Annotated in this window: 19 protein-coding genes; 9 read left to right on the top strand and 10 right to left on the bottom strand. The window is 75.6% G+C overall.

The features are described from left to right. Positions 1-196: 196 nt before the first annotated feature. The 4 genes from ACF1ED_RS03265 to ACF1ED_RS03250 all read left to right on the top strand — a co-directional run bounded on the left by ACF1ED_RS03265 (position 197) and on the right by ACF1ED_RS03250 (position 2,421). Complete coding sequence (locus tag ACF1ED_RS03265; RefSeq protein ID WP_391756659.1) at positions 197-766, top strand: sigma-70 family RNA polymerase sigma factor; 570 nt, start codon at positions 197-199, stop codon at positions 764-766. Between the two features lie 40 nt (positions 767-806). Continuing rightward, positions 807-1,220 (top strand): PaaI family thioesterase, encoded by a 414-nt coding sequence (locus ACF1ED_RS03260; protein WP_391756812.1) that lies wholly within the window; start codon positions 807-809, stop codon positions 1,218-1,220. Between the two features lie 129 nt (positions 1,221-1,349). Continuing rightward, positions 1,350-1,853, top strand: coding sequence for a hypothetical protein (locus ACF1ED_RS03255; protein ID WP_391756658.1), 504 nt, complete (start codon positions 1,350-1,352; stop codon positions 1,851-1,853). 154 nt (positions 1,854-2,007) lie between these two features. Further along, on the top strand, positions 2,008-2,421 hold the full coding sequence (locus ACF1ED_RS03250; protein ID WP_391756811.1) for a hypothetical protein: 414 nt from the start codon (positions 2,008-2,010) through the stop codon (positions 2,419-2,421). A gap of 4 nt (positions 2,422-2,425) precedes the next feature. Here ACF1ED_RS03250 and ACF1ED_RS03245 read toward each other — a convergent pair whose 3' ends face one another. From ACF1ED_RS03245 to ACF1ED_RS03220, 6 genes are all read right to left on the bottom strand, one after another. Beyond that, on the bottom strand, positions 2,426-3,637 hold the full coding sequence (locus tag ACF1ED_RS03245) for a histidine kinase (protein WP_391756657.1): 1,212 nt from the start codon (positions 3,635-3,637) through the stop codon (positions 2,426-2,428). Next, the gene (locus ACF1ED_RS03240) at positions 3,634-5,367 is read right to left on the bottom strand and encodes a cation acetate symporter (protein WP_391756656.1); all 1,734 of its coding nucleotides are present in this window, start codon (positions 5,365-5,367) and stop codon (positions 3,634-3,636) included. Before ACF1ED_RS03240 ends, ACF1ED_RS03245 begins: the two co-directional genes overlap by 4 nt. A 21-nt stretch (positions 5,368-5,388) precedes the next feature. Next, positions 5,389-5,772, bottom strand: coding sequence for a hypothetical protein (locus ACF1ED_RS03235; protein WP_391756655.1), 384 nt, complete (start codon positions 5,770-5,772; stop codon positions 5,389-5,391). 76 nt (positions 5,773-5,848) lie between these two features. After that, the gene (locus ACF1ED_RS03230; protein WP_391756654.1) at positions 5,849-6,601 is read right to left on the bottom strand and encodes a LytR/AlgR family response regulator transcription factor; all 753 of its coding nucleotides are present in this window, start codon (positions 6,599-6,601) and stop codon (positions 5,849-5,851) included. Positions 6,602-6,739: 138 nt separating this feature from the next. Beyond that, a complete protein-coding gene (locus ACF1ED_RS03225) occupies positions 6,740-8,824 on the bottom strand; it encodes a SpoIIE family protein phosphatase (RefSeq protein WP_391756653.1) in 2,085 nt (694 codons plus the stop codon). A 48-nt stretch (positions 8,825-8,872) separates the two neighbouring features. Beyond that, on the bottom strand, positions 8,873-10,186 hold the full coding sequence (locus tag ACF1ED_RS03220) for a DUF6777 domain-containing protein (RefSeq protein ID WP_391756652.1): 1,314 nt from the start codon (positions 10,184-10,186) through the stop codon (positions 8,873-8,875). Positions 10,187-10,512: 326 nt separating this feature from the next. Between ACF1ED_RS03220 and ACF1ED_RS03215 the strand changes: the two genes are divergently transcribed. The 4 genes from ACF1ED_RS03215 (at position 10,513) to ACF1ED_RS03200 (ending at position 15,116) form a co-directional block, all read left to right on the top strand. After that, a complete protein-coding gene (locus ACF1ED_RS03215) occupies positions 10,513-11,418 on the top strand; it encodes a YndJ family protein (RefSeq protein ID WP_391756651.1) in 906 nt (301 codons plus the stop codon). Beyond that, complete coding sequence (locus ACF1ED_RS03210) at positions 11,415-11,957, top strand: DUF1990 family protein (RefSeq protein WP_391756650.1); 543 nt, start codon at positions 11,415-11,417, stop codon at positions 11,955-11,957. Before ACF1ED_RS03215 ends, ACF1ED_RS03210 begins: the two co-directional genes overlap by 4 nt. Before the next feature lie 22 nt (positions 11,958-11,979). Continuing rightward, on the top strand, positions 11,980-13,410 hold the full coding sequence (locus tag ACF1ED_RS03205; RefSeq protein ID WP_391756649.1) for a lipase maturation factor family protein: 1,431 nt from the start codon (positions 11,980-11,982) through the stop codon (positions 13,408-13,410). Between the two features lie 197 nt (positions 13,411-13,607). Next, positions 13,608-15,116 (top strand): hypothetical protein, encoded by a 1,509-nt coding sequence (locus ACF1ED_RS03200; RefSeq protein ID WP_391756648.1) that lies wholly within the window; start codon positions 13,608-13,610, stop codon positions 15,114-15,116. 109 nt (positions 15,117-15,225) lie between these two features. Here the strand turns inward: ACF1ED_RS03200 and ACF1ED_RS03195 are convergent, their stop codons facing one another. The 3 genes from ACF1ED_RS03195 to ACF1ED_RS03185 form a co-directional block, all read right to left on the bottom strand. Then, positions 15,226-15,396: a hypothetical protein gene (locus ACF1ED_RS03195; RefSeq protein WP_384670592.1), complete on the bottom strand. Its 171-nt coding sequence runs from the start codon at positions 15,394-15,396 to the stop codon at positions 15,226-15,228. A 291-nt stretch (positions 15,397-15,687) separates the two neighbouring features. After that, entirely contained in the window at positions 15,688-17,163 is a 1,476-nt protein-coding gene (locus ACF1ED_RS03190) for an SDR family NAD(P)-dependent oxidoreductase (RefSeq protein WP_391756647.1), read from the bottom strand. Between the two features lie 67 nt (positions 17,164-17,230). Then, positions 17,231-17,959 carry a (2Fe-2S)-binding protein gene (locus tag ACF1ED_RS03185; protein WP_391756646.1) on the bottom strand — a complete coding sequence of 243 codons (729 nt, stop codon included), beginning with the start codon at positions 17,957-17,959 and terminating at the stop codon, positions 17,231-17,233. A gap of 319 nt (positions 17,960-18,278) precedes the next feature. Here ACF1ED_RS03185 and ACF1ED_RS03180 point away from each other — a divergent pair, with 319 nt between their 5' ends. Then, positions 18,279-19,328 (top strand): DMT family transporter, encoded by a 1,050-nt coding sequence (locus tag ACF1ED_RS03180; RefSeq protein WP_391756645.1) that lies wholly within the window; start codon positions 18,279-18,281, stop codon positions 19,326-19,328. On the opposite strand, the gene ACF1ED_RS03175 is transcribed toward ACF1ED_RS03180, so the two are convergent. Then, positions 19,209-20,648: a transglycosylase family protein gene (locus ACF1ED_RS03175; RefSeq protein WP_391756644.1), complete on the bottom strand. Its 1,440-nt coding sequence runs from the start codon at positions 20,646-20,648 to the stop codon at positions 19,209-19,211. The two genes, ACF1ED_RS03180 and ACF1ED_RS03175, sit on opposite strands and share 120 nt — an antisense overlap. Between the last annotated feature and the right edge of the window lie 435 nt (positions 20,649-21,083).

The following is a 21,083-nucleotide window of genomic DNA, read 5'->3' as shown; positions in this document are numbered from 1 at the left end:
GAGAACCCACCGCATCGGACGCACGGCCGTCGTCCGATCGCCGCACGGCCGCCGACCGACCGTTCGCCGTGCCATTCGCCGCTCGTTACGACCGTTCGTCGCAGACGGCTGTCCGCTCCCTGTCCCCTTCCGCCCGGATGCGTTCGTATACGGCGCGGACGACGAACCGCAGAGCGGGCGGGGAAGGGTGACAACCATGACGACGGCGACGGCGACCGTGACGACCGACGAGCGGACGCTCCAGGAGCTCCAGCGGGAGCACGGCCCCGCCCTGCTCTCCTTCCTCCTCGGACTGACCTACGGCGACCGCCAGCGCGCCGAGGACCTGGTCCAGGAGACCCTGGTCAGGGCCTGGCTCCACCCCGAGGCCTTCAGCGGCGCGTACGACTCGATGCGGCCCTGGCTCTTCACGGTGGCCCGCCGGATCGCCATCGACGCCCGCCGCTCCCGGCTGGCCCGGCCGGCCGAGATCGGCGACGGGGTGCTCGCGGTGACCCCCGACCCCTCGGACGCCACCGAGACCGCCGAGGCGGCGCTCGACGTCCGGGCGGCGGTCCGGGGACTGAGCCCGGAGCACCGGGCGGTGCTGGTCCGGCTCTACTTCGACGGGCTGACCGTCAACGAGGCCGCCGTCGACCTCGGCATCCCGGCCGGCACGGTCAAGTCCCGCTCGCACTACGCCCTCCGGCAGCTGGGCCGCTCGCTGCCCGGCTACCGGCCGCGGCACGGCGCCATTGCCCGGCCCCGGACCCCGGCCGCACAATGACGCCGTGACGCACAACGACGCCGTGACGCCTCCCGAGACCGTGCCGCTGACGCCCGCCGCGGCCGAGAAGATCCTCGCCGACAACTTCGCCCCCTGGGTCCTGGACCTGGGGCTCACGGTCGACTCGCTCGACGACCGCGAGGCCGTGCTCCGGCTCCCCTGGTCCGGCCGGCTGGCCCGCGAGGGCGGCGGCCTCTCCGGCCAGGCGCTGATGGCGGCCGCCGACACCGCCACGGTGATCGCCGTCTCGGCGGCCCGCGGCGGCTTCGTCCCCATGACGACCGTCCAGCAGTCCACCAGCTTCCAGCGGGCGGTCCTCGGCACCGACGTCCTGGTCCGCGCCCGGCTCACCAAACTGGGCCGGCGGATGGCCTTCGCCGACATCACGATGACCGCCGAGGGCGCCGGCGAACCGGCCGCCCACGCGACCGCGGTCTACGCCCTGCTCGGCTGACATCCGCCCCCTCCGCCGACTCCGCGGGCGCACCGGCGGCGCGGAGTCACGGGGGGTCGCGCCCCCGCCCGACGGGGACCCGCGGGGCTCTATACACTCCGCGTATACGCAGTGCGTATAGTCGCGTCCATGGCTTCACGGACCCACACCCCGCCCCTGCCCCGCCTGCTCAAGACCGTCGTCGTCACGGCGCTCGCGATCGCGGCCGCGCACCTGGTCCTCTCCGACACGCTGCGGTTCGCCCTCGTCGCGGAGGCCTCCGCCGCACTGGGGTCGCCGACCGGGTACGGCACCGCCCAGGTCTTCACCACCGCGCTGTTCAACACGGCGCTGGTCATGCCGATCGTGCTGTGGACCGGGATGCGGCTGAGCGGGGAGCGGCGGCTCGGGGCGGTGGTCCTGGTGGGGAGCGTGGGGTGGATCGCCGTCGTCTGGCGCGGCGTCGACGCCCTGGACGACTCCTTCGGGGCGGTGCTGCCGCTGCGCCCGCTCGCGCTCCTCGTCGGCGTCACCGCCCTCGCCTCGCTCGTGCGCCGGCGCCCCTCCCCCGTCCCCTCCACCCCGCGCGCACCACAGGACCCGTCCGTACCGATCCGGCCGGGGAACGTATCCGAAACCACACCGGCGAGTTGAGCAAAGCGGTCCACGCGGACGCCCCGAGCGGAGGAGGCTCTGCTCCGGGTCCCGAGAACCGCGGGGCCCCGACGTCCGGGAGAAGGTGGGAGCGTTGCCGCCCGAGAGCACGAACGGCGCCGGCCGCAGGAACGGCGGGGGCCTGGCCGTACCGATGGCCTGGCTGTGCGCCGAGTACCTGGCCGACCAGTACCTGACCGTGGCCGGGCTCGCCGAGCCCGGCTCGCTGGAGCACCGGGCCTCCCTGCGGGCCCTGGCCCTCACGGTCCACCTGTCCGGGGAGCCCGCGCCCGAGGAGTGGCTGCACCTCACCGCGTACGAGGCGGACTGGCCGGACTGGGTGGAGGAACGGCTCGCCGCCGAGGCGGCCGAGGACCCCGACGGGGCCGACCTGGCCCTCGCCCGGGACGCCTGGCGGGCCCTGCGGGAGACCTGGGTGCACGCCACCGACCTGGACGGCGTGCCGGGCACGGGAGCACGGCTCCTGGTGGACGAGACGGCCCGCGCCTGGCTGCCCGCCTGGCGGCTGGGCCTGCCGCTCGCCCATCTCGCCGTCTGGCTCTCCTGATCCGTCACCGCGCCGGCGAAGGATGCACCCCCGGGCGGTACTTGGGGAACCGCGCGGTCACCTTCACGCCGGCGCCGACGCCGGTCTCGATGACCAGCCCGTACTCCGGCCCGTACACCTGGCGCAGCCGCTCGTCGACGTTGGAGAGCCCGATGCCGGAGCCGCCCGGGTGCTCGCCGCGCAGCACCGCCCGCAGCCGCTCGGGGTCCATGCCGACGCCGTCGTCCTCGACGGTCACCACCGCCTCCGAGCCCGCGTCCCGCGCGGCGATGGTGACCCGGCAGCCGCGCTCCCGGTCCTGGAGCCCGTGCTTGACCGCGTTCTCCACCAGCGGCTGGAGGCAGAGGAAGGGCAGCGCGACCGGCAGCACCTCGGGGGCGATCTGGAGCGTCACCTTGAGCCGGTCGCCGAAGCGGGCGCCGGCCAGCGCCAGGTACTGCTCGATGGCGCGCAGTTCGTCGGCGAGCTGGGCGAAGTCCCCGTGCCGGCGGAAGGAGTAGCGGGTGAAGTCCGCGAACTCCAGGAGGAGGTCCCGGGCCCGCTCCGGGTCGGTGCGGACGAACGAGGCGATCGCCGCGAGGGAGTTGAAGATGAAGTGCGGGGAGATCTGGGCGCGCAGCGCGCGGATCTCCGCCTCCACCATCCGGGTCCGGGAGCGGTCCAGCTCGGCCAGCTCCAGCTGGACCGAGACCCAGCGGGCCACCTCCGTCGCGGCCCGGACCAGCACCGCCGACTCCCGGGAACCGTAGGCGACGAGGGCGCCGAGGACGCCCTCCTCGCCGGTGAGCGGCGCGGTGACCGCCCACCGCAGCTCGCAGCCGGGGTCGGCGCACCCGGTGGGCGCGGAGCGGCTGCGGCCGGTCTCCAGGGTCGCGGCGGCCAGGTCGGGCACGCCCGCGTGGTGGTGCCCCTCCCCGGGGCCGTCCCAGGCGAGGACGGCCGTGCCGTCGGTGAGGCAGAGGGCCTCGGTGCCGAGGAGCGAGCGCAGCGGGCGGGCCGCCCGGCGCGCGGTCTCCTCGGTCAGCCCGGCGCGCAGCGGCGGCGCGGCGAGCGAGGCGGTGTGCAGGGTGTGGAAGGTGGCCCGTTCGACCGGGGTGCCGAGGTCGAGGTCGGCGGAGCGGCCGCCGCGCGGGGCGGTGAGCCGGCCGAGGACGACCCCGGCGGCGAGGAGGACGGCCGCGGCGGCGCTCGCCGCGGCCCAGACGATGCCGCTCACCGGCGTGCCTCCTGGGCGGGTACGGGGGCGGTGAACCGCTCCGGCAGGTGCAGCCGGGCGAGGGTGGCCGCGGTGCCGGCCGGGACGCTGCGCGGGGTGGCGAGCGAGACCAGCACCATGGTGAGGAAGCCGAGCGGGACGGACCAGACCGCGGGCCAGGCCATCAGGGTGTGCGGCCAGCCCCCCGGGGGGAGTCCGGCGCGGGTCGCCATGACGGCGGCCAGCGCGGAGCCGCCGCCGAGGAGGAGGCCGGCGGCCGCGCCGGGCGGGGTGAGCCGCCGCCACCAGATGCCGAGGACGAGGAGCGGGCAGAAGGAGGAGGCGGAGACGGCGAAGGCGAGCCCGACGGCGTCGGCCACCGGCACCTTGGAGGCGGCCACGCCGACGGCGAGCGGCACGGCGGTGGCGAGCGGCGTCGCGAGCCGGAAGTGGCGGACGGCGCGGGAGGGCAGCACGTCCTGGGCGAGGACGCCGGCGACGGACATGGTGAGCCCCGAGGCGGTGGAGAGGAAGGCGGCGAAGGCGCCGCCCGCGAGGAAGGCCCCGAGGACGTCGCCGAGCACGCCGCCGAGGATCCGGTCGGGCAGGACGAGCACGGCGGCGTCGGCGGAACCGGTGAGGGCCAGTTCGGGGGCGTAGATCCGCCCGAGGGCCCCGTACAGCGCGGGCAGCAGGTAGAAGGCGCCGATCAGGCCGAGGACGACGAGGGTGGTGCGGCGGGCGGCCCGGCCGTGCGGGCTGGTGTAGAAGCGGACGGCGACGTGCGGCAGGCCCATGGTGCCGAGGAAGGTGGCGAGGATCAGTCCGTACGTGGCGTACAGCTGGTGCCCGTCGCGGCCGCCGGCCAGCGGCTGGGACCAGCCGAGGGGGTCGGCGCCGTCGGCGCGGCGCTCGGGGACGGGGGTGCCGGGCGGCAGGGCGAGGACCGTGCCGCCGTCCACGCGGTGGGTGCCGGGGGCGAGGGTCACGGCCCGCTCCTCGTACCGCACCGCGTCGACCGTGCCGGTGACGGTGAGGGTGAGCGGGGCGTCGAGCCCGACGCGTACGGTGTCGGCGACCCGGACGACGGTGTGCTCGCGGAGCACGGCGGGCGCGTCGAAGCGGGCCCGGGGCGCGCCGTCGCCGTACCAGGCGGCGACCAGGAAGAAGGCGGGGACCAGCAGCGCGGTCAGTTTCAGCCAGTACTGGAAGGCCTGCACGAAGGTGATGCTGCGCATGCCGCCCGCGGCGACGGTGCAGGTCACGACGAGGGCGACGAGGAGGCCGCCGACCCAGTCGGGGGCGCCGGTGAGGATCTCCAGGGTGAGCCCGGCGCCCTGGAGCTGCGGCAGCAGGTAGAGCCAGCCGATGCCGACGACGAAGAGGCTGGCGAGCCTGCGGACCCGCCGGGACTCCAGCCGCGCCTCGGCGAAGTCGGAGAGCGTGTACGCGCCGGAGCGGCGCAGCGGGGCGGCGACGAGGACCAGCAGCACCAGGTAGCCGGCGGTGTAGCCGACCGGGTACCAGAGCATGGCCGGGCCCTGGACGAGGACGAGTCCCGCGATGCCGAGGAAGGAGGCGGCGGAGAGGTACTCGCCGCTGATGGCGGCGGCGTTGAGCCGGGGCCCGGCGGTCCGGGAGGCGACGTAGAAGTCGGAGGTGGTGCGGGAGACGCGCAGGCCGAGGGCGCCGATGAGGACGGTGGCGAGGACGACGGCGGTGACGGCGGCGACCGCGTAGGTCTGGTTCATGGGGGGTGGTCCACCGGTTCCTCAGCGCTCGACGAGGCCGGTGAAGTCGCGCTCGTTGCGCTCGGCCCTGCGGACGTACCAGTGGGCGATCGCCCAGACGACGGGGTAGACGCCGACGCCGAGCGACGCCCACACCAGGGCCTCGGGGGCGGGCAGCGCGAGCAGCAGCGGGAGGGTGCCGACGAGCAGGGCGAGCGCGCCGAGCGCGGTGAGGGCGGCGCGGAGCTGGCTGCGCATCAGCGAGCGGACGTAGGTGTGGCCGAGGGTGGTCTGCTCGTCGATCTCGGACCGGGCGGGCGGGTGCGGCGCCCGGGGACGCAGCCGCGGGGCGGGCCGGTCGCCGAGGGCGGAGGCGTGGGTGACGGTCTCGCGCCGGGGCCGGCGCGGCTGGGGGTGCTCCGGCATCGGCGTCGCTCTCTGACGGGCGGGTGGGCCCGTGGAGTGTAGGCAGACGGGGCCGGGTGCCGGTAGGGGTGGCCGGTCAGCCGCCGGCGCGGCGCATCAGCAGGTCACGGAGGTGGCGGGCGTGCCGGCGGCTGACGGCGAGGTCGGTGGAGCCGACCCGCACGGAGGTGGCGCCGCCGTCGAGGCGGAGCTCGTCGACCCGGCCGAGGGCGACGAGGTGGCTGCGGTGGATGCGGACGAAGCCCCGGTCCGCCCAGCGCTCCTCCAGGGTGGAGAGCGGGATGCGGACGAGGTGGCTGCCCTGGTCGGTGTGGAGGCGGGCGTAGTCGCCGTGGGCCTCGACGTAGGCGATGTCGTCGACGGAGACGAAACGGGTGACGCCGCCGAGTTCGACGGGGATCTGCTCCGGCGCGGCGGCCGGGGCGGGCGCGGCGCCGGCGTGGACCAGCTCGTGGACCCGGCGGACGGCCTCCGCCAGCCGCTCGCGCCGCACCGGCTTGAGCACGTAGTCGACGGCCTTGAGGTCGAAGGCCTGGAGCGCGAAGCCCTCGTGCGCGGTGACGAAGACGACCAGCGGCGGGCGGGCGAAGCCGGCGAGCAGCCGGGCGACGTCGAGGCCGGTGAGGCCGGGCATGTGGATGTCGAGGAAGACGACGTCGACCGCCTCCTCGCCGTCCGGTCCGGAGTCGAGCGCGCGGCCGATCCGCCGGAGCGCGGCCGTCGCGTCCCCGGCACCCTCGGCGGTCCGCACCCGGGGGTCGGCGCGCAGCAGGTAGAGGAGCTCCCCGAGGGCGGGTTCCTCGTCGTCGACGGCCAGTACGCGCAGCATGCGCGGGAGCCTACTGGAGCGGCGGGCCCGGGTCCTGGCCGGTGCCGTGGTGGTGGACCGGTCCGGGTCGTGGCGGCGGCGGGCGCGTCCGGTGCGCCCGCTGTGCCCGGTGTGCCCGGTGCGGGTGCGGGTGCGGGTTCAGTCCGTGACGGCGAACTCGCACCAGACGCACTTGCCGCCGCCCCGGGACTCCACGCCCCAGCCGTCGGAGAGCTGGTCGACGAGGAGGAGGCCCCGTCCGGAGACGCCCGCCTCGCCCGCCTCGCGGCGGCGGGGCAGGGCGCTGGAGCGGTCCTCGACCTCGACCCGGAGCCGCCGTTCGGCGCCCGGCAGGACCCTCAGGGTGATGATGGCGCCGCCGTCGGTGTGCATCAGCGCGTTGGTCATCAGCTCGTCGGCGACGAGTTCGATCTCGTCGGCGCGGGAGCCGGCGCCCCAGGCGCGGACGGCGGCCCGGATCATGTGGCGGGCGGAGCTGAGGGCCTCGGGGTCGCTCGGGGCGACGTGCTGGCGGAAGCGGCCGCCGGTGGGGGCGTACGCGCCGAGGCGGCGCAGCAGCAGGATGGCGACGTCGTCCTCGCCGCCCCGGTCGGCGACGACGTCGCAGAGCAGGTCGGCGAGCTGCTGGAGGTCGGAGGGGCCGCGGCGGACGAGGGAGGAGAGCCATTCGAGGCCCTCGTCGAGGTCGGCGCCGGGCTTCTCGACGAGCCCGTCGGTGTAGAGCATGAGGGTCTGGCCGGGGTCGAGCTCCAGGGTGGTGACGGGGTAGTCGAGCCGGCCGAACTCGGCGGAGAGGCCGAGCGGGAGCCCGCCCTCGACGGCGACCCGGCGGCAGGTGCCGTCGGCCTCCCGGACGAGCGGGTCGACGTGCCCGGCGCGGACGACCTGGACGACGCCGGTGCCGGGGTCGGCCTCGGCGTAGGTGCAGGTGGCGAAGCGTTCGGTGTCGAGTTCGTGGAGGAAGACGGAGGCCCGGGCCATGACGGTGGCGGGGGTGTGGCCCTCGGCGGCGTAGGCGCGCAGCACGATCCGCAGCTGGCCCATGACGGCGGCGGCGTGGGTGTCGTGGCCCTGGACGTCGCCGATGACGGCGCCGACCCGGCCGCCGGGGAGCGGGATGACGTCGTACCAGTCGCCGCCGATGTCCCGGCCGAGGCGGGCGGAGCGGTAGCGGACGGCTATCTGGGCGCCGGGCACGTCGGTGAGCCGGCGGGGCAGCATCGCCTGCTGGAGTCCTTCGGCGAGGTCGTGCTCCTGCTCGTACAGCATGGCCCGCTGGAGGCTCTGCGCGATGCTGCTGCCGAGGGCGACGAGGAGGGTCCGCTCGTCCTCGCTGAAACCGGTGCGGTCGCTGTAGAGCAGGCCGAGGGCGCCGATGGGGCGGGCCTGGGCGATGAGCGGCAGGTAGGCGGCGGCGGTGATGCCGAGGCCGCTGATGTGCGGCCACAGGACGGGGAAGGAGGCGGCGAAGTCCTCGGCGGTGTCGATGAAGCGGGGCCGCAGGGTGCGGATCACCTCGCTCATCGGGTACGGCTCGTCCACCCGGGTGAAGCGGGTGCCCGGCACGAAGGCGCCCTCGGGCCCCTCGGCGACGAGGTGGATGCGGCCGGCCTCCAGGAGGCCCATGACGAGGCTGGCGGCGCCGAAGTGCTCCAGGGCGTGCGAGTCGTTGAGGAGGTCGATGACGTCCTGGACGGTGCGGGCGTAGGCGAGGGCGGCGGTGGTGCCCTCGACGACCCCGGCGCGCTGCCGTCTGCCCTCGTCGAGGCCGAGGCGGGCGGCGGACTCGGTGAGCTCGTGGGTGGCGTCGCGGACGACGCCGATGATCCGCACGGGGCGGCCGCCGGCGTCCCGGTGGACGAGGCCCTGGGTGTGGGTCCACTGGTGGGAGCCGTCGCGCCGGCGGATGCGGAAGTACGCGCCGTACTGGTCGGAGCCGTCCTTGAGTGCCTGGGCGACGAGGGTGTCGAGCTGTCGGCCCTCGTCGGGCAGGACCCGGCTGCCGAGGGTCTCGGGGCGCCCGTCGTAATCGGCGGGGTCGAGGTCGAAGACGTCGAGGGCGGCCTCGTCCATCTTCATGGTGCCGGTGGCCAGGTCCCAGTCGAAGCCGCCCATGCGGAAGGCGGAGCCGAAGGCGCTGAGGATCGGCGCCGCCGCGCCGTCCGCGACCGGTGCCGCGTCCGGCCGGCCCACCGTGTCCGCTCCCCCGCTGCCCGCGCTCATGGGGGCCACGCTAGGGCCGGTGGGTTCCTCGCGCACCACGGAGATCCTTCATCCGGCGAAGGTGTCGGGCTGGGTGGGGCCCGGTTCGAGCGGAAGGAGGTCCTCGGGGAGCGGATGGCCGCCGTCGGGCTCCGCGTAGGGGTCGGTGTAAGGGTCGGCGTACGGGTCCGCCGGGGGCTCGGCGTACGGATCGGCGGGGGCGTCCGGGTCGGGGTACGGCTCCGGGGGCGCCTCCGGGGCCGTCGGCGGGTCGAGGACGGTCGGGGTGTCCGGCGCGGTCGGGGCCTCCGGTGTCGTCGGGGTGTCCGGTGTCGTCGGGGTGTCCGGTGCGGCGGGGGTGTCGGGCGCCGCGGGGGTCTCCGGCACGGCGGGGGCGTCGGGGGTCCTCGGCGCGGCGGGGCGCTCCGTGGGGGGCTCCGGGGTGCCGGGCGCGTCGGGGTCCCCGGCGCCGGTGTCCGGGGTGACGGGGTCGCTCAGGGCGCAGGTGTCGGGGTCGCAGTCGGGGACGGTGTCGGGCTTGCGGTCCTCGTCCCCGTCACTGCCCGCCTTCCGCTCGATCCAGCTGTCGTCGGAGACGTTCACGATGACCAGGCTGGTGACGACGGTGGTGGTGGGCTTGACGATGATCACGCGGTCGGGGTCGAAGCCGGTCCAGGGGTCGCCGTGGTGGACGGCCCCGGAGACGCTGACGGGCGTGCGGAGCGGGTTGCCGCAGGCGCAGCGCACGCGGGGCGCCCCGTAGGGGTCGACGAGGACGGCGGTGCCGGCCTGGAGGACGGACTGGAAGGCGGAGGCCCGGCCGTCCCGGAAGCCGTGGTTGGTGACGCGGGTGTCGGCGCGCAGCAGCACGGGGGTGAGCTCGCGCAGCCAGTCGGCGACGCCGCCCTCGGGGATGCCGGCGGCCTCGGCGAAGGCGCGGAGCTTGGCGGGTTCGGCGGCCAGGTAGGCGACCTGCTGCTCGATGTCGCAGCTGCCCTCGGCGCGGGTGCCGCCGTAGAGGCCCGGGGTGGAGCCGGTGACCTCGCGGATGCCGGGGGCGCTGACGGGCTGGGCTCCAGGGTCGGCTTCCCGGGGCGCGCGCAGTCCGGCGCCCCGGGCGGTGGAGGCGGTGAAGGGGTCGGGTCCCTGGGCGGCGACCGGCTGGAGGCGCACTTCGTGGGCGGCGCCGAGGGCGGCCCGGCCGGCGGCGCCTCCGGTGTCGTCGGAGGAGCACCCGGCGAGGAGCAGGGCGGCGGCGCCGAGCGTCGCGGCGAGGGCGGTACGGCCCTGGCCGCGGGCGGCTCCGGGGGCTGGGCGGACGGCGGCGGGGTTGCTCCGCGTCCGGCGCTGCGTGGGGCGCACGTTGCTTCTCCCGGTCGTCACGGATGGGTTCCTCCTGTTCTGTCGCAGCCGGTGACGGAGCGCAAGCGGAGAGCGTCCGACCGGGCGGGGGCCGGCCGCCCGGAGCGGCGGGGGTGCGGCCCGGGCCCGGCGGGAGGGAGGACGGGCGGCCCGGCCCTGACGGGGGCGACCCAGGCCCGGCGGGGGGCGTGGTGCCCGGTCCTGGCGGGGGGCGCGGTGCCCGGTCCTGGCGGGGGCCCGGACTCGGCGGGTCCACGACCCGAGCCCCGCACTTGAACACGTTCAAGAGAAGCCCTACGCTCGGTCCCGTCACCGTTGAACACGTTCAAGTCGGGGGGTCGGATGTCATGACCACACTGTCGGCCTTCGTGGTCCCGGTCGTGACGGCCGGGATGCTCTGGGTGGTGCCGACCGGGCTCGGGCTCATCGAGGGGCCCCGGCCGCCCGGCTGGGACCGGCTCCGGCGGGCCTGGCCGCTGCTCGCGCTGCCCGGCGCGGTCTCGCTCTGGCTGCCCCGCTCCGGCACGGCGACCGCGCTCGCGGCCTGCTACGCGCTCGCCACCCTGGCGCTCGCCCTCCAGGCCCCCGCCCGGCTCGCCCTCACCCGCTCGCTGCGGCCCGGCGAGATCGCCGTCCTCACCGCCCTCGTCTCGCCGTCCGTCGCGGGGCTCGCGCTCGTGGCCGAGCGGGCCTCGTACCCGCTCTTCGGCTTCGAGCTCGACCTGCTCGCGCTGACCGTGCCGCACTTCCACTTCGCGGGCTTCGCCGCCGCCCTGGTCGCCGGGCTGCTCTGCCGGGCCTCCGCCGCAGGACCGCTCGCCAGGACCGCCGCGCTCAGCGTGCCCGCCGGCACCCTGATGGTGCTGGCCGGCTACTTCGTCGACGACTGGGCGGAACTGGCCGGGGCGGTCGTCCTCACCACCGGGATGGCGGCCGTCTCGGTGCTGACCCTGCGCGAGCGGCGCGGCCCGGCCGCCGACCCCGTGACCCGGACCCTGCTCGGCGTCTCGGCGCTGGTCCTGGCGGTCACCATGGCGCTCGCGCTCTGGTGGGCGCTGGGCGAGGCGACCGGCCTGCCGCACCCCACCCTGACCTGGATGGCCGCGACCCACGGCCTCGGCAACGCGCTCGGCTTCGCCGTCTGCGCCCTGCTCGCCCACCGCCGGCTCCGCGCGGCGGACCCCGCCGGCCCCGCCGCGCCCACCGATCCCCGCCGCCCCGCACCCCTCCCGCGAACGGAGCTCCCGGCATGACCCGCATCCTCGGCGACCTCGCCCCGCGCCGCACCCTCAGCTACCGCGAGACCGGCGCCACCCGCACCCCCGACGCCCTTCCCGCCGGCTATCACCACCTGCGCCACAGCACGCCCGTCGGCCACGGCCCGGCCGACTTCCGGACCGCCGCCGAGGCCGTCACCACCTGGCGGATGCACCGCGCCACCGGCGCCCGCGTCCGCTCCACGGCCGGGCGCGCGGCACCGGGCGTCACCCTGGAGGTCGCCCTCGGCGTCGGCCCGCTGGCCTACGGCGTGCCGTGCCGGGTGATCTGGCTCCCCGAGGAGGAGCACCGGGCCGGTTTCGCGTACGGCACCCTCACCGGGCATCCGGAGAGCGGCGAGGAGTCCTTCCTCGTGGAGCTGGAGCCCGACGGCACGGTCCGCTTCACGGTGACCGCCTTCAGCCGGCCCGCCGCCTGGTACACCCGGCTCGCCGGCCCGCTCGTCCCCCGCCTCCAGCGCGCCTACGCCCGCCGGCTGGGCCGCGTCCTGACCCGCCTCGTCGCCGCGGGCTGAGCCCGGGCCGATACTGGAGGCGATGGAGTGGTTCACCGCGCCCGAGCTGTGGATGGGCCGGACCGTCTTCCAGCGCGGCCTGGCCGTGCTGTACTGCGTGGCGTTCCTGTCGGCCGCGCTCCAGTTCCGGGCGCTCATCGGCGAGCGCGGCATGCTCCCCGTACCGGCGTACCTGCGCCGCACCACCCCGCTCCGCTCCCCCTCGCTCTTCCACTGGCGCTACACCGACCGCCTCTTCGCGGCGGTCGCCTGGTCGGGCGCCGCCCTCGCGGCGGCGCTCGCGGCGGGCGCCGGGGACGCGGTGCCGCTCCCGCTCGCCATGCTGGGGTGGCTGGTGCTCTGGGGCCTCTACCTGTCGATCGTGAACGTCGGGCAGACCTGGTACGCCTTCGGCTGGGAGTCGCTGCTCCTGGAGACCGGCTTCCTCGCGGTCTTCCTCGGCAACGACGACGTCGCCCCGCCCCTCCTCGTCCTCCTCCTGCTCCGCTGGCTGCTCTTCCGCGTCGAGTTCGGCGCCGGCCTCATCAAGATCCGCGGCGACGCCTGCTGGCGGAAGCTCACCTGCCTCTGCCACCACCACGAGACCCAGCCGATGCCCGGCCCGCTGAGCTGGTTCTTCCACCGGCTCCCGCGCCCCCTGCACCGCGTCGAGGCGGCCGCCAACCACGTCGTCCAGCTCGGCGTGCCCTTCCTCCTCTTCGCCCCGCAGCCGGTGGCCTCGGTCGCGGCCGGCCTGATGATCGTCACCCAGCTGTGGCTGGTGCTCTCCGGCAACTTCGCGTGGCTCAACTGGCTCACGATCGTCCTCGCCGCCTCGGCCCTCGACCTCTCCGCCGTCACCGCGGACCACCCCCGCCCCGACCCCCCGCTCTGGTACGCGGCCCTGGTCCTCGCCCTCACCGCGCTGGTCCTGTTCCGCAGCCACCGGCCGGTCCGCAACCTCCTCTCCCGCCACCAGTCCATGAACCGCTCCTACGACCCCTTCCACCTGGTCAACACCTACGGAGCCTTCGGCACGGTCGGCCGCGTCCGCGACGAGATCGTCGTGGAGGGCACCACGGAGGAGACCCCGGGCCCGGCCACGCCGTGGCGGGAGTACGGCTTCAAGGGCAAGCCCGGCGACCCCCGGCGGTGGCCGCGCCAGTTCGCGCCGTACCACCTGCGGCTGGACTGGCTGATGTGGTTCGCGGCGCTCTCGCCCGGATACGCGCGTGAATGGTTCGGGCCCTTCGTGGAGCGGCTGCTCGCCGCGGACCGGGACACGCTGCGGCTGCTCGCGCACGATCCGTTCGCCGGCGCGCGTCCGGCGCGCGTCCGGGCCCGGCTCTACCGGTACCGCTTCTCCACCTGGGACGAGCTGCGGGCGACCGGCGCGTGGTGGCAGCGGCGGCTGGTGCGGGAGTACCTGCCGCCGACGCGACTCCGGACCCCGCCCGGACCGCCCGCTCCCTGAGGGTCCCGCGCGACCCGCGCGACCGGCGTGACCGGCGTGACCGGCGGATCTGACGGGCTGACGGGCTGACGGGCTGACGGGCTGACGGGCTGACGGATCTGACGGATTCTCCGGAGGAGCCTTGTCCCCGGAGCGGCCGCTCCCTACGGTGTGCCGTTTGCCCTCTCGGGCATTTCCGCCACAAGGGAGCTACGAGGATGAGACAGGCAGCGCGCCGCCTGGCGGTGCTGTGTTCCGCTCTGTTCGCGATGATGGTCATGACACCCGCGCAGGCCCAGGCGGTGGAGAGCCGGGCCGTGCCCGTCACGGCGAGCGACAAGTACGCGCTCAGGTCCGTGGGCGCCGGAAACCTCTACGTGTCGGTGGAGATCTCCAAGACCGGCAGCGGGGAGGCGATGCTCCGCGCGCGCACCTCCGCCGCCTCGCTCTCCGACCTGGGGTCCTGGGAGAAGTTCACGCTGCACACCGACGACAAGGGCGTGACCGCCACCCTGCGTTCGGAGGCGAACGGGAACTACGTCACGACCGAGCGCGGCTACACGGGCAGCTACCAGAACCTGCTGCGCGCCCGGGGCACCACCTCCGGCGAGTGGGAGAAGCTCCGGCTGGAGAAGCAGACCGACGGCACGTACGCCCTGAAGGCCGCCACGGACGACGGCTACCGGTACGTGACCGCCGAGGTCCAGGACCCCGGCGAGGACGCGGGCCTGCTGCGCGCCCGCGGCACCTCCGTCGGTTCCTGGCAGAAGTTCCAGCTCGTCTACCTCGCCGAGGAGAACGCGAGCGACCTGGGGGGCCGTCCCGCCCCCGCCTCCCCCGCCCCGGCCGCCGACTTCCGCGTGATGTCGTGGAACGTCTGCGCGAACCACAACTCCGCCTGCGACAACCACCGCGTGGAGGGCCCGTCCCTGGGCGCGCAGATCACCGGCCGGATGGGCACCGACGCGGAGGCGCGGACGTACCGCGCCGTCTTCCTCCAGGAGATGTGCGAGTCGCACGCCAAGCCCATCGAGACCGCCCTGGAGGCGAAGACGGGCACCGGATGGGACGTGCGCTTCGCCCCCGTCAAGTTCACGGTCGACGGGTCCTCGCTGGAGGCCGCGAGAACCTGTGACAACGCCGGTTCGTCGGGCGCCTGGAAGGACCGCGGCTCCTACGGCATCGGCCTCGCCCTGCCGGACGCCAACGAGTGGTACCACTCGTACGACCTGCCGTCTCCGCAGAACAGGACCATCGACGGCACCTGGGTGCGCATGGAGCAGCGGGCCGGCATGTGCGCCGTCCTCCCGGCGCAGGCCCTGCAGTTCTGCACCGCCCACTTCAGCGCCGGCCTGCCGACGGACGACGCGGACGGCACGAAGCGCGCGGAGCAGGCCGCGGAGATGCAGAAGATGGTCCGCTCGTACACCATGCCCGGCTACCGGACCGTCTACGGCGGCGACTTCAACGCCGTCCCGCCGGACTCCGCCTCGCCGGACACCCCCAAGGACGTCATGGCGTCCGCCTACGCGGCGGACGAGGAGTGCGACGAGGGCCTGTCGAGCACGCGTCCGCGCGACGGCCGGTCGACGAAGCCGCTGGCGACCCGCAGCATCAAGATCGACTACCTGTTCGGCCCCCCGTCGGGCACCGTCCTGTCGTGCGCGGTGACGACCGACGCGGGCCGGTCGGACCACTACCCGATCACGGGCCGCTTCAGCTTCTGAGCGCGGGACGGCACGCGGCGGTGCCCCCGGCCGGGAGGGCCGGGGGCACCGGGGTCGTACGGGCCGCGTCGGTGCGGCCCGGGACGACGCCTCGCGTCGGGGGCACCGGTCAGTCGATGCCCGGCAGGATGTGGGGCTCGGCGAGGTCGTCCTCGTAGCCCGCGAGGCGGATCGGGGCCGAGCGGGCCCAGACCTCGAGGCTGCCCAGCTCGCCGTTGCGCCGCTGCCGTTCGGAGGGTTCCGACGGTCGGGATTCCTGCTTCGTCAGTTCGGGGGTCACCGCGCACTCCTTTGTGTCGCGTCAGAGGGGAACGTAAGGCCGTTCGGTCGCGGTGGCGCCGTACTGGGGCGGGACCGCGGCCGAGGTGGGTGGCCAGTCCCCTGGTCGGCCGTGGAGCGGTGTGTCGCTCCGGTGGCCGTCCGTGGGCATCAGAGTAACCAAATGAGCGCGCTCGCGCTCTACCGGGCTCAAAAGTGTGACGCGTTCGAGTGACGAAGACCGAAAGAGCGCCCTTCCGGGAGGGAAGGGCGCTCTTTCGCGGTCCGCGCGGGACGGGGGTGAATCCGTGGGCTACCACTTGCCGGGGGCGTAGTCCTTCATGAAGACGCCGTACAGGTCCTCGCCGGCCTCGCCGCGGACCACCGGGTCGTAGACGCGGGCGGCGCCGTCGACCAGGTCGAGCGGGGCGTGGAAGCCCGCCTCGGCGAGCCGCAGCTTCTCGAAGTGCGGGCGCTCGTCGGTGATCCAGCCGGTGTCGACGGAGGTCATCAGGATCTTGTCGGCCTCGAACATCTCCTGGGCGCTGGTCCGGGTCACCATGTTCATGGCGGCCTTCGCGGCGTTGGTGTTCGGGTGCCCGGCGCCCTTGTAGCCGCGGGAGAAGACGCCCTCCATGGCGGAGACGTTCACGACGTAGGCCCGGCCGCTCGCGGCCTGCGCCGCGGCCTTCGCCATTGACGGGCGCAGCGCGCTGATCAGGATGAACGGCGAGGTGTAGTTGCAGAGCTGGGTCTCCAGGAGCTCCACCGGGGAGATCTGGTCGATGGTCTGCACCCAGGTGTTGGACTCCACCACGTCCGGCAGGAGGCCGCCGGCGTCGATCGCGGTGCCCGCGGTGTACTGCTCCAGGCTCGCGTTGCCCGCGACCAGGGCGAGGTCGGCGACCTTCTGGGCGTCGAGGCCGCTGGTGCCGACGGGCAGCGCGGCCAGGCCGTCGACGGCGCCGGAGTTGAAGGCGCCGATGACGTGGTGGGCGGGCAGCTCGCCGGCCGGCAGCGGGGCGCTCTCGCCGTCGACCAGGGCCGCGTACGCGGAGGGCAGCCGGCGCACGGTCTGCGTGGCGTTGTTGATCAGGATGTCGAGCGGGCCCGCCGCGGCGACCTGCTCGGCGAGGGCCACGGCCTGGGCCGGGTCGCGCAGGTCGATGCCGACGACCTCCAGGCGGTGGATCCACTCCGCCGAGTCCTCCATCGCTTTGAAGCGGCGGATGGCGTCCTTGGGGAATCGGGTGGTGATCGTGGTGTGGGCGCCGTCGCGGAGCAGCCGCAGCGCGATGTACATGCCGATCTTGGCCCGGCCGCCGGTGAGCAGGGCGCGCTTGCCGGTGAGGTCGGCGCGGACGTCCCGCTTGGAGCGGTTGAGGGCCGCGCAGTCCTGGCAGAGCTGGTGGTAGAAGTAGTCGACCTCGACGTACCGGGTCTTGCAGGTGTAGCAGGACCGGGGGCGCTGGAGTATGCCCGCGATCTTGCCGGCCTCGGTGACGGAGGAGGGCAGGATGCCCTCGGTCTCGTCGTCGATGCGCTGGGCGGAGCCGGTCGCGGTGGCCTCGGTGACCGCCCGGTCGTGGGCGGTCTTGGCGGCCCGGCGGTCCTGGCGGCGGCGCTGCTTGACCGTGCGGTAGATGCCGGCGGTGGCGCGGCGGACGGCGATCGCGTCCGGGTGGTCGACGTCGATCTTGTCGAGCTCGTCGAGCACGCTCAGGCAGACGGCCAGGCGCTCGGGGTCGATGCCCGGCCCGTACTCCTGGGTTTCTTCAGTCACCGTCATGGCCTTCGTCGTTCCTCGATCGCTCGCGGGCGGGCGCGCTGCCGCCGGGGGTTGTGAAGAATCAACTTTACGGAGCCGGGGGCTGCCGCTCCAAACCCGTTCCCGGGGCGTGGTCGAACACACAGTCGCCGCACAGGCCGCCGGAGGGACAGCGGTAGTACAGGCAGCAGCTGGCGCGGCGCAGGGCGGGGCCCCGGACGGTGCCGGCGAGGTCGGGGTGGTCGAAGAGGCCCTGGACGAGGGCGGCGGCCCGCTCGGCGGCGGCCGGGCGGCCGTGGGCGCGGGCCCAGCGGGTCAGCTCGCGCAGGGCGCCGGCGAGGGCGGAGCCGGCGTTGCCCCACAGCAGCCGCGGGGAGATCCGTCCGTCGCGGGCGAAGGCCGCGTGCAGGGGGACGAGGTGCGCCTCCTGGACGGCCTCGCGGAGCGCGGCGACCGTGGCGGGGCGGGTGTCGGCGCCGCCCCACCACAGGTCGTCGGGGGAGCCGAGGGCCGGGTCCCAGTGGAGGTCGGCGGGGCCGAGGGCGGGGAAGCGGCCGTGCAGGGCCGCGGGGCCGAGCGCCGTCGACCAGAGGCGGGCGGCGAGCCCCAGGTGGGCGACGGAGGCGCCGACGCGCCGCTCGGGGGCGCCGAGCCGGGCGGCGACCCGGTCCACGCGCGCGTGGAGGGGCGCGTCGCCCCCGTCCCCTCCCCCGTAGAGGCGGGCGAGGGGGCGGTGGTCGCCGCCGGTGGGCGGCGGGGCGGTCCGCAGGGCGAAGAAGCCGCCCGGGCCGGACGTGCCGCTCGTCTCGGGATCCACCGAATTCCCCCCCGGGTTCCCCGCCGGTACGGCCCGGCGGCGCGGGGTTCACCGTATCCCCCGCCGCCGGGCGGGGATCTTCCGGTCCAAAGTGGCCCGGCGGGGGCGGCGACTGGCTCGGGTTCCGCGGCGCGTCCGGCCCGCGGAGCCGCGGCCGGTACCGCCCCACGAGACCGTTTCACCCCCTTTCCGACCCCTCTGACCTGCGGGGGCGTACGCCTCCGGGTGTACGGGACGGGCATGTACTGCGTCGGCGGTACCGGTGAAGGCCTTCCCTGGTCTGACGACGGGAACGGCCCGGAGGGCGATCGTGGAGGGTATGAGTCCCCTCCTGCTGTCCGTCGTCCTCTCGCTGGTCTCCGCGGTCGCCTACGCGGGCGCGGCGATCGTGCAGGAACGGGTCGCCGCGGTCGCCACCGGGCCGGCCTACGCGCCGCTGCGCAATCCGGTCTGGTGGGGCGCCGTGCTGCTCAACGGGCTGGGCGCGACCCTGCACGTGGTCGCCCTCGCCTACGGCCCGCTCAGCGTGGTGCAGCCGCTGGGCGCGCTCACCATCGTCTTCGCGCTGCCGATGGCCGCGCTGTTCGTCCGGCGTCCGGCGGGCCGGCGGGCCTGGCACGGGGCCCTGATGGCCACGGCCGGGCTCGCCGGTCTGCTCAGCGTGACCGACGGCGGCGAGGGCCGCACCCCCGGCGCCGGGGAGCGCTGGCTGCTGGCCGGCGCCACCTTCGTGGCGGTGGCGGCGCTGTTCCTCCTGGCCCGGCTCGCCGGGCGGACCGCGCTGCGCGGGGTGGCACTGGCCGCGGCGGCGGGCGTGGCCTTCGGGGTGGCGTCGGTCTTCACCAAGGCCGTCGCGGAGGAGTGGACGGCGGACGCGCCGCTCGCCGAGTGGGGGTCCGTGCTCGTCCTGTCGGCGCTGGCGGTCACCGGCCTGCTGCTGTCCCAGGCGTCCTACCGGGGCGCCGGGCTCGCCGCCCCGCTCGCCACGGTCACCGTCGTCAACCCCGTGGTGGCCGCCACCGTCGGCCTCACCCTCTTCGGGGAGGGCTTCCGGTACGGGGCGGCCGGCGCGGTCGCGGCGCTGGTCTGCGGCGCCGTCGCGGCGGGCGGCCTGGTCGAGCTGACCCTGGACCGGCTGGCCCGCTCCGGCGAGGACGGGCCGGGCGCGGACGGACCCGGCACGCACGGCCCCTCCGCGCACGGCCCCTCCGCGTCGGAGGGGCCGGCGGGAGCCGCGGGGCCGTCGGGGTCAGATGGAGACGCCGCGCGCCCTGAGATAGGCGAGGGGGTCGATGTCGGAGCCGTACCCGGGACCCGTCCGCACCTCGAAGTGGAGGTGCGGCCCCGAGCTGTTGCCAGTCGATCCTGAGCGCCCGATGCGCTGCCCGCCGGTGACCCGCTGCCCCTCGCGGACGGAGACGGCGGAGAGGTGGGCGTACTGGCTGTAGCGCCCGTCGTCGTGGCGGACGACGATCTGGTAGCCGTAGGCGCCGCCCCATCCGGCGGAGACGATCCTCCCGTCGGAGACGGCCTTGACGGTGGTGCCGGTGGGCACCGGGAAGTCGACGCCCGTGTGGTAGCCGCTGGACCAGGACGAGCCGGGCTTGCCGTAGCGGGTGCCGACGTCGGCGGAGACCGGCGCCGAGTAGCGGTCCTCGCGGGGCGCGGCGGGCCTGGGCTTGCTCTGCGGCTTCGGCTGGGGTTTGCTCGCCTGCTGCGGCTTCGGCTGGGGCTTGCTCGCCTGCTGCGGCTTCGGCTCGGTCCGTGCCGGCGGCTTGGGCTCGGTCTGGGGCTTCGGCCTGGCCTGGGGCTTGGCCGGTGCCGTGTGCTGCGGCTTCTGCGCGGCCTTGACCGGGGGCTTCGCCGGGGGCGTGCGGTCGGCGGCGGGCCTGACGGCCGGGGGCTTCGCGCTCGGGGCCCGCGTCGCCGGGGGCTTCGCGGCGGGCGGACGGGCGGCCGGGGGCTTCGGGTCCGCGGAGGGCCTGGCGGCGGGTGGCGCGGGAGCCGTCGGGCGGGCGCTCGGCGGGGCGGCGATCCTCAGGGTGAGGCGCTGGCCGGGCAGGATCAGGTCGGGGTCGTCCCCGACGACCTTGCGGTTGATCTCGTACAGGCGCTGCCAGCCGCCGCCCACCCGTTCGTCGCGGGCGATCGCGGAGAGCGAGTCCCCGGGAGTGACGGTGTACATCTCGCGGACGGTCGGCACGGTCGTCGGACCGGGCTTCGCGGACGCTTCCCGCGGTAAGGCGCGCTGCGCGGGCAGCGAGGCGGTCCGTACGTCGTTCCCGCCGCCGGGGGCGTCCGGCGCGGGGCCGCCTCGGGCGAGTCCCGCGCGGCTGCCGCAGGCGGGCCAGGCGCCGGGCCCCTGGCCCTTGAGGACCCGCTCGGCGACGGCGATCTGCTGGTCCTTGGAGGCCAGGTCGGCCCGGGGCGCGAACTCGCGGCCGCCGTACGCCTCCCAGGTGGACTGGCTGAACTGGAGGCCGCCGAAGTAGCCGTTCCCGGTGTTGATGTGCCAGTTGGAGGAGGACTCGCAGGACGCGACCTTCTCCCAGACGTCGAGCGAGGCCGCCTGGGCGGCGCCCGCGCCGACGAGGGGCAGCGCGATGCCGGCCCCTCCGGCGGTGACGGTGAGCGAGGCGCGGTTGATCCGGCTCGGCTGGTGGCGGCGGTGACGTCCGCGTACGGCCATGGGCCCCCCTAGAACACAGCGACAGCGGTCCAAGTTACGGGGGTCGCACGCTGCGTGACAAGCCGGATGCGGAAGTCCGCCACGAAGGCGGACTCCCGTACGTCACCGGTCCGTTGCCGCTCCGCCCGGTCCGCCGCCGCGCCCGGCGGGGCCGGGCTGCGGCTGCGGCTCCGGGGCCGGCACGGGCCCGCCGGGCTGCGGCCGGCCGGGCGGGGCGGGCTCGGGCGGCACGGGCACCGGGTTCGGCGGCGGCACCGGCGGCGGCGAGGGCTCCGGCGGCGGGATCGGAGAGGGCGGCAGCGGGTCGGGATACGGATGGGTCATGACGGCCTCCGGTCGACGTCCCCCCGGTGGTCCCCCCACCCCCCTCTTTCCACGTTCCACCCCCCATATTCCGCAGTGGCGCCGCTCGCGCCACTCCGGGTCACCCGCCCG

This window comes from Streptomyces sp. NPDC014656 (assembly GCF_043084305.1).
In the GTDB taxonomy this organism is placed as follows: domain Bacteria; phylum Actinomycetota; class Actinomycetes; order Streptomycetales; family Streptomycetaceae; genus Streptomyces.
The sequence above is the reverse complement of the archived record's forward strand: the minus strand, read 5'-3'. Positions and strand labels throughout refer to the sequence as shown.

Bases quoted from the DNA above. Each gene is read 5' to 3' on its own strand.
- ACF1ED_RS03205 (WP_391756649.1), top strand. From the start codon at position 11,980: ATGGAGTGGTTCACCGCGCCCGAGCTGTGGATGGGCCGGACCGTCTTC.
- ACF1ED_RS03215 (WP_391756651.1), top strand. From the start codon at position 10,513: ATGACCACACTGTCGGCCTTCGTGGTCCCGGTCGTGACGGCCGGGATG.
- ACF1ED_RS03255 (WP_391756658.1), top strand. From the start codon at position 1,350: ATGGCTTCACGGACCCACACCCCGCCCCTGCCCCGCCTGCTCAAGACC.
- ACF1ED_RS03200 (WP_391756648.1), top strand. From the start codon at position 13,608: ATGAGACAGGCAGCGCGCCGCCTGGCGGTGCTGTGTTCCGCTCTGTTC.
- ACF1ED_RS03225 (WP_391756653.1), bottom strand. From the start codon at position 8,824: ATGAGCGCGGGCAGCGGGGGAGCGGACACGGTGGGCCGGCCGGACGCG.
- ACF1ED_RS03180 (WP_391756645.1), top strand. From the start codon at position 18,279: ATGAGTCCCCTCCTGCTGTCCGTCGTCCTCTCGCTGGTCTCCGCGGTC.
- ACF1ED_RS03210 (WP_391756650.1), top strand. From the start codon at position 11,415: ATGACCCGCATCCTCGGCGACCTCGCCCCGCGCCGCACCCTCAGCTAC.
- ACF1ED_RS03250 (WP_391756811.1), top strand. From the start codon at position 2,008: ATGGCCTGGCTGTGCGCCGAGTACCTGGCCGACCAGTACCTGACCGTG.
- ACF1ED_RS03240 (WP_391756656.1), bottom strand. From the start codon at position 5,367: ATGAACCAGACCTACGCGGTCGCCGCCGTCACCGCCGTCGTCCTCGCC.
- ACF1ED_RS03175 (WP_391756644.1), bottom strand. From the start codon at position 20,648: ATGGCCGTACGCGGACGTCACCGCCGCCACCAGCCGAGCCGGATCAAC.
- ACF1ED_RS03190 (WP_391756647.1), bottom strand. From the start codon at position 17,163: ATGACGGTGACTGAAGAAACCCAGGAGTACGGGCCGGGCATCGACCCC.
- ACF1ED_RS03230 (WP_391756654.1), bottom strand. From the start codon at position 6,601: ATGCTGCGCGTACTGGCCGTCGACGACGAGGAACCCGCCCTCGGGGAG.
- ACF1ED_RS03265 (WP_391756659.1), top strand. From the start codon at position 197: ATGACGACGGCGACGGCGACCGTGACGACCGACGAGCGGACGCTCCAG.
- ACF1ED_RS03235 (WP_391756655.1), bottom strand. From the start codon at position 5,772: ATGCCGGAGCACCCCCAGCCGCGCCGGCCCCGGCGCGAGACCGTCACC.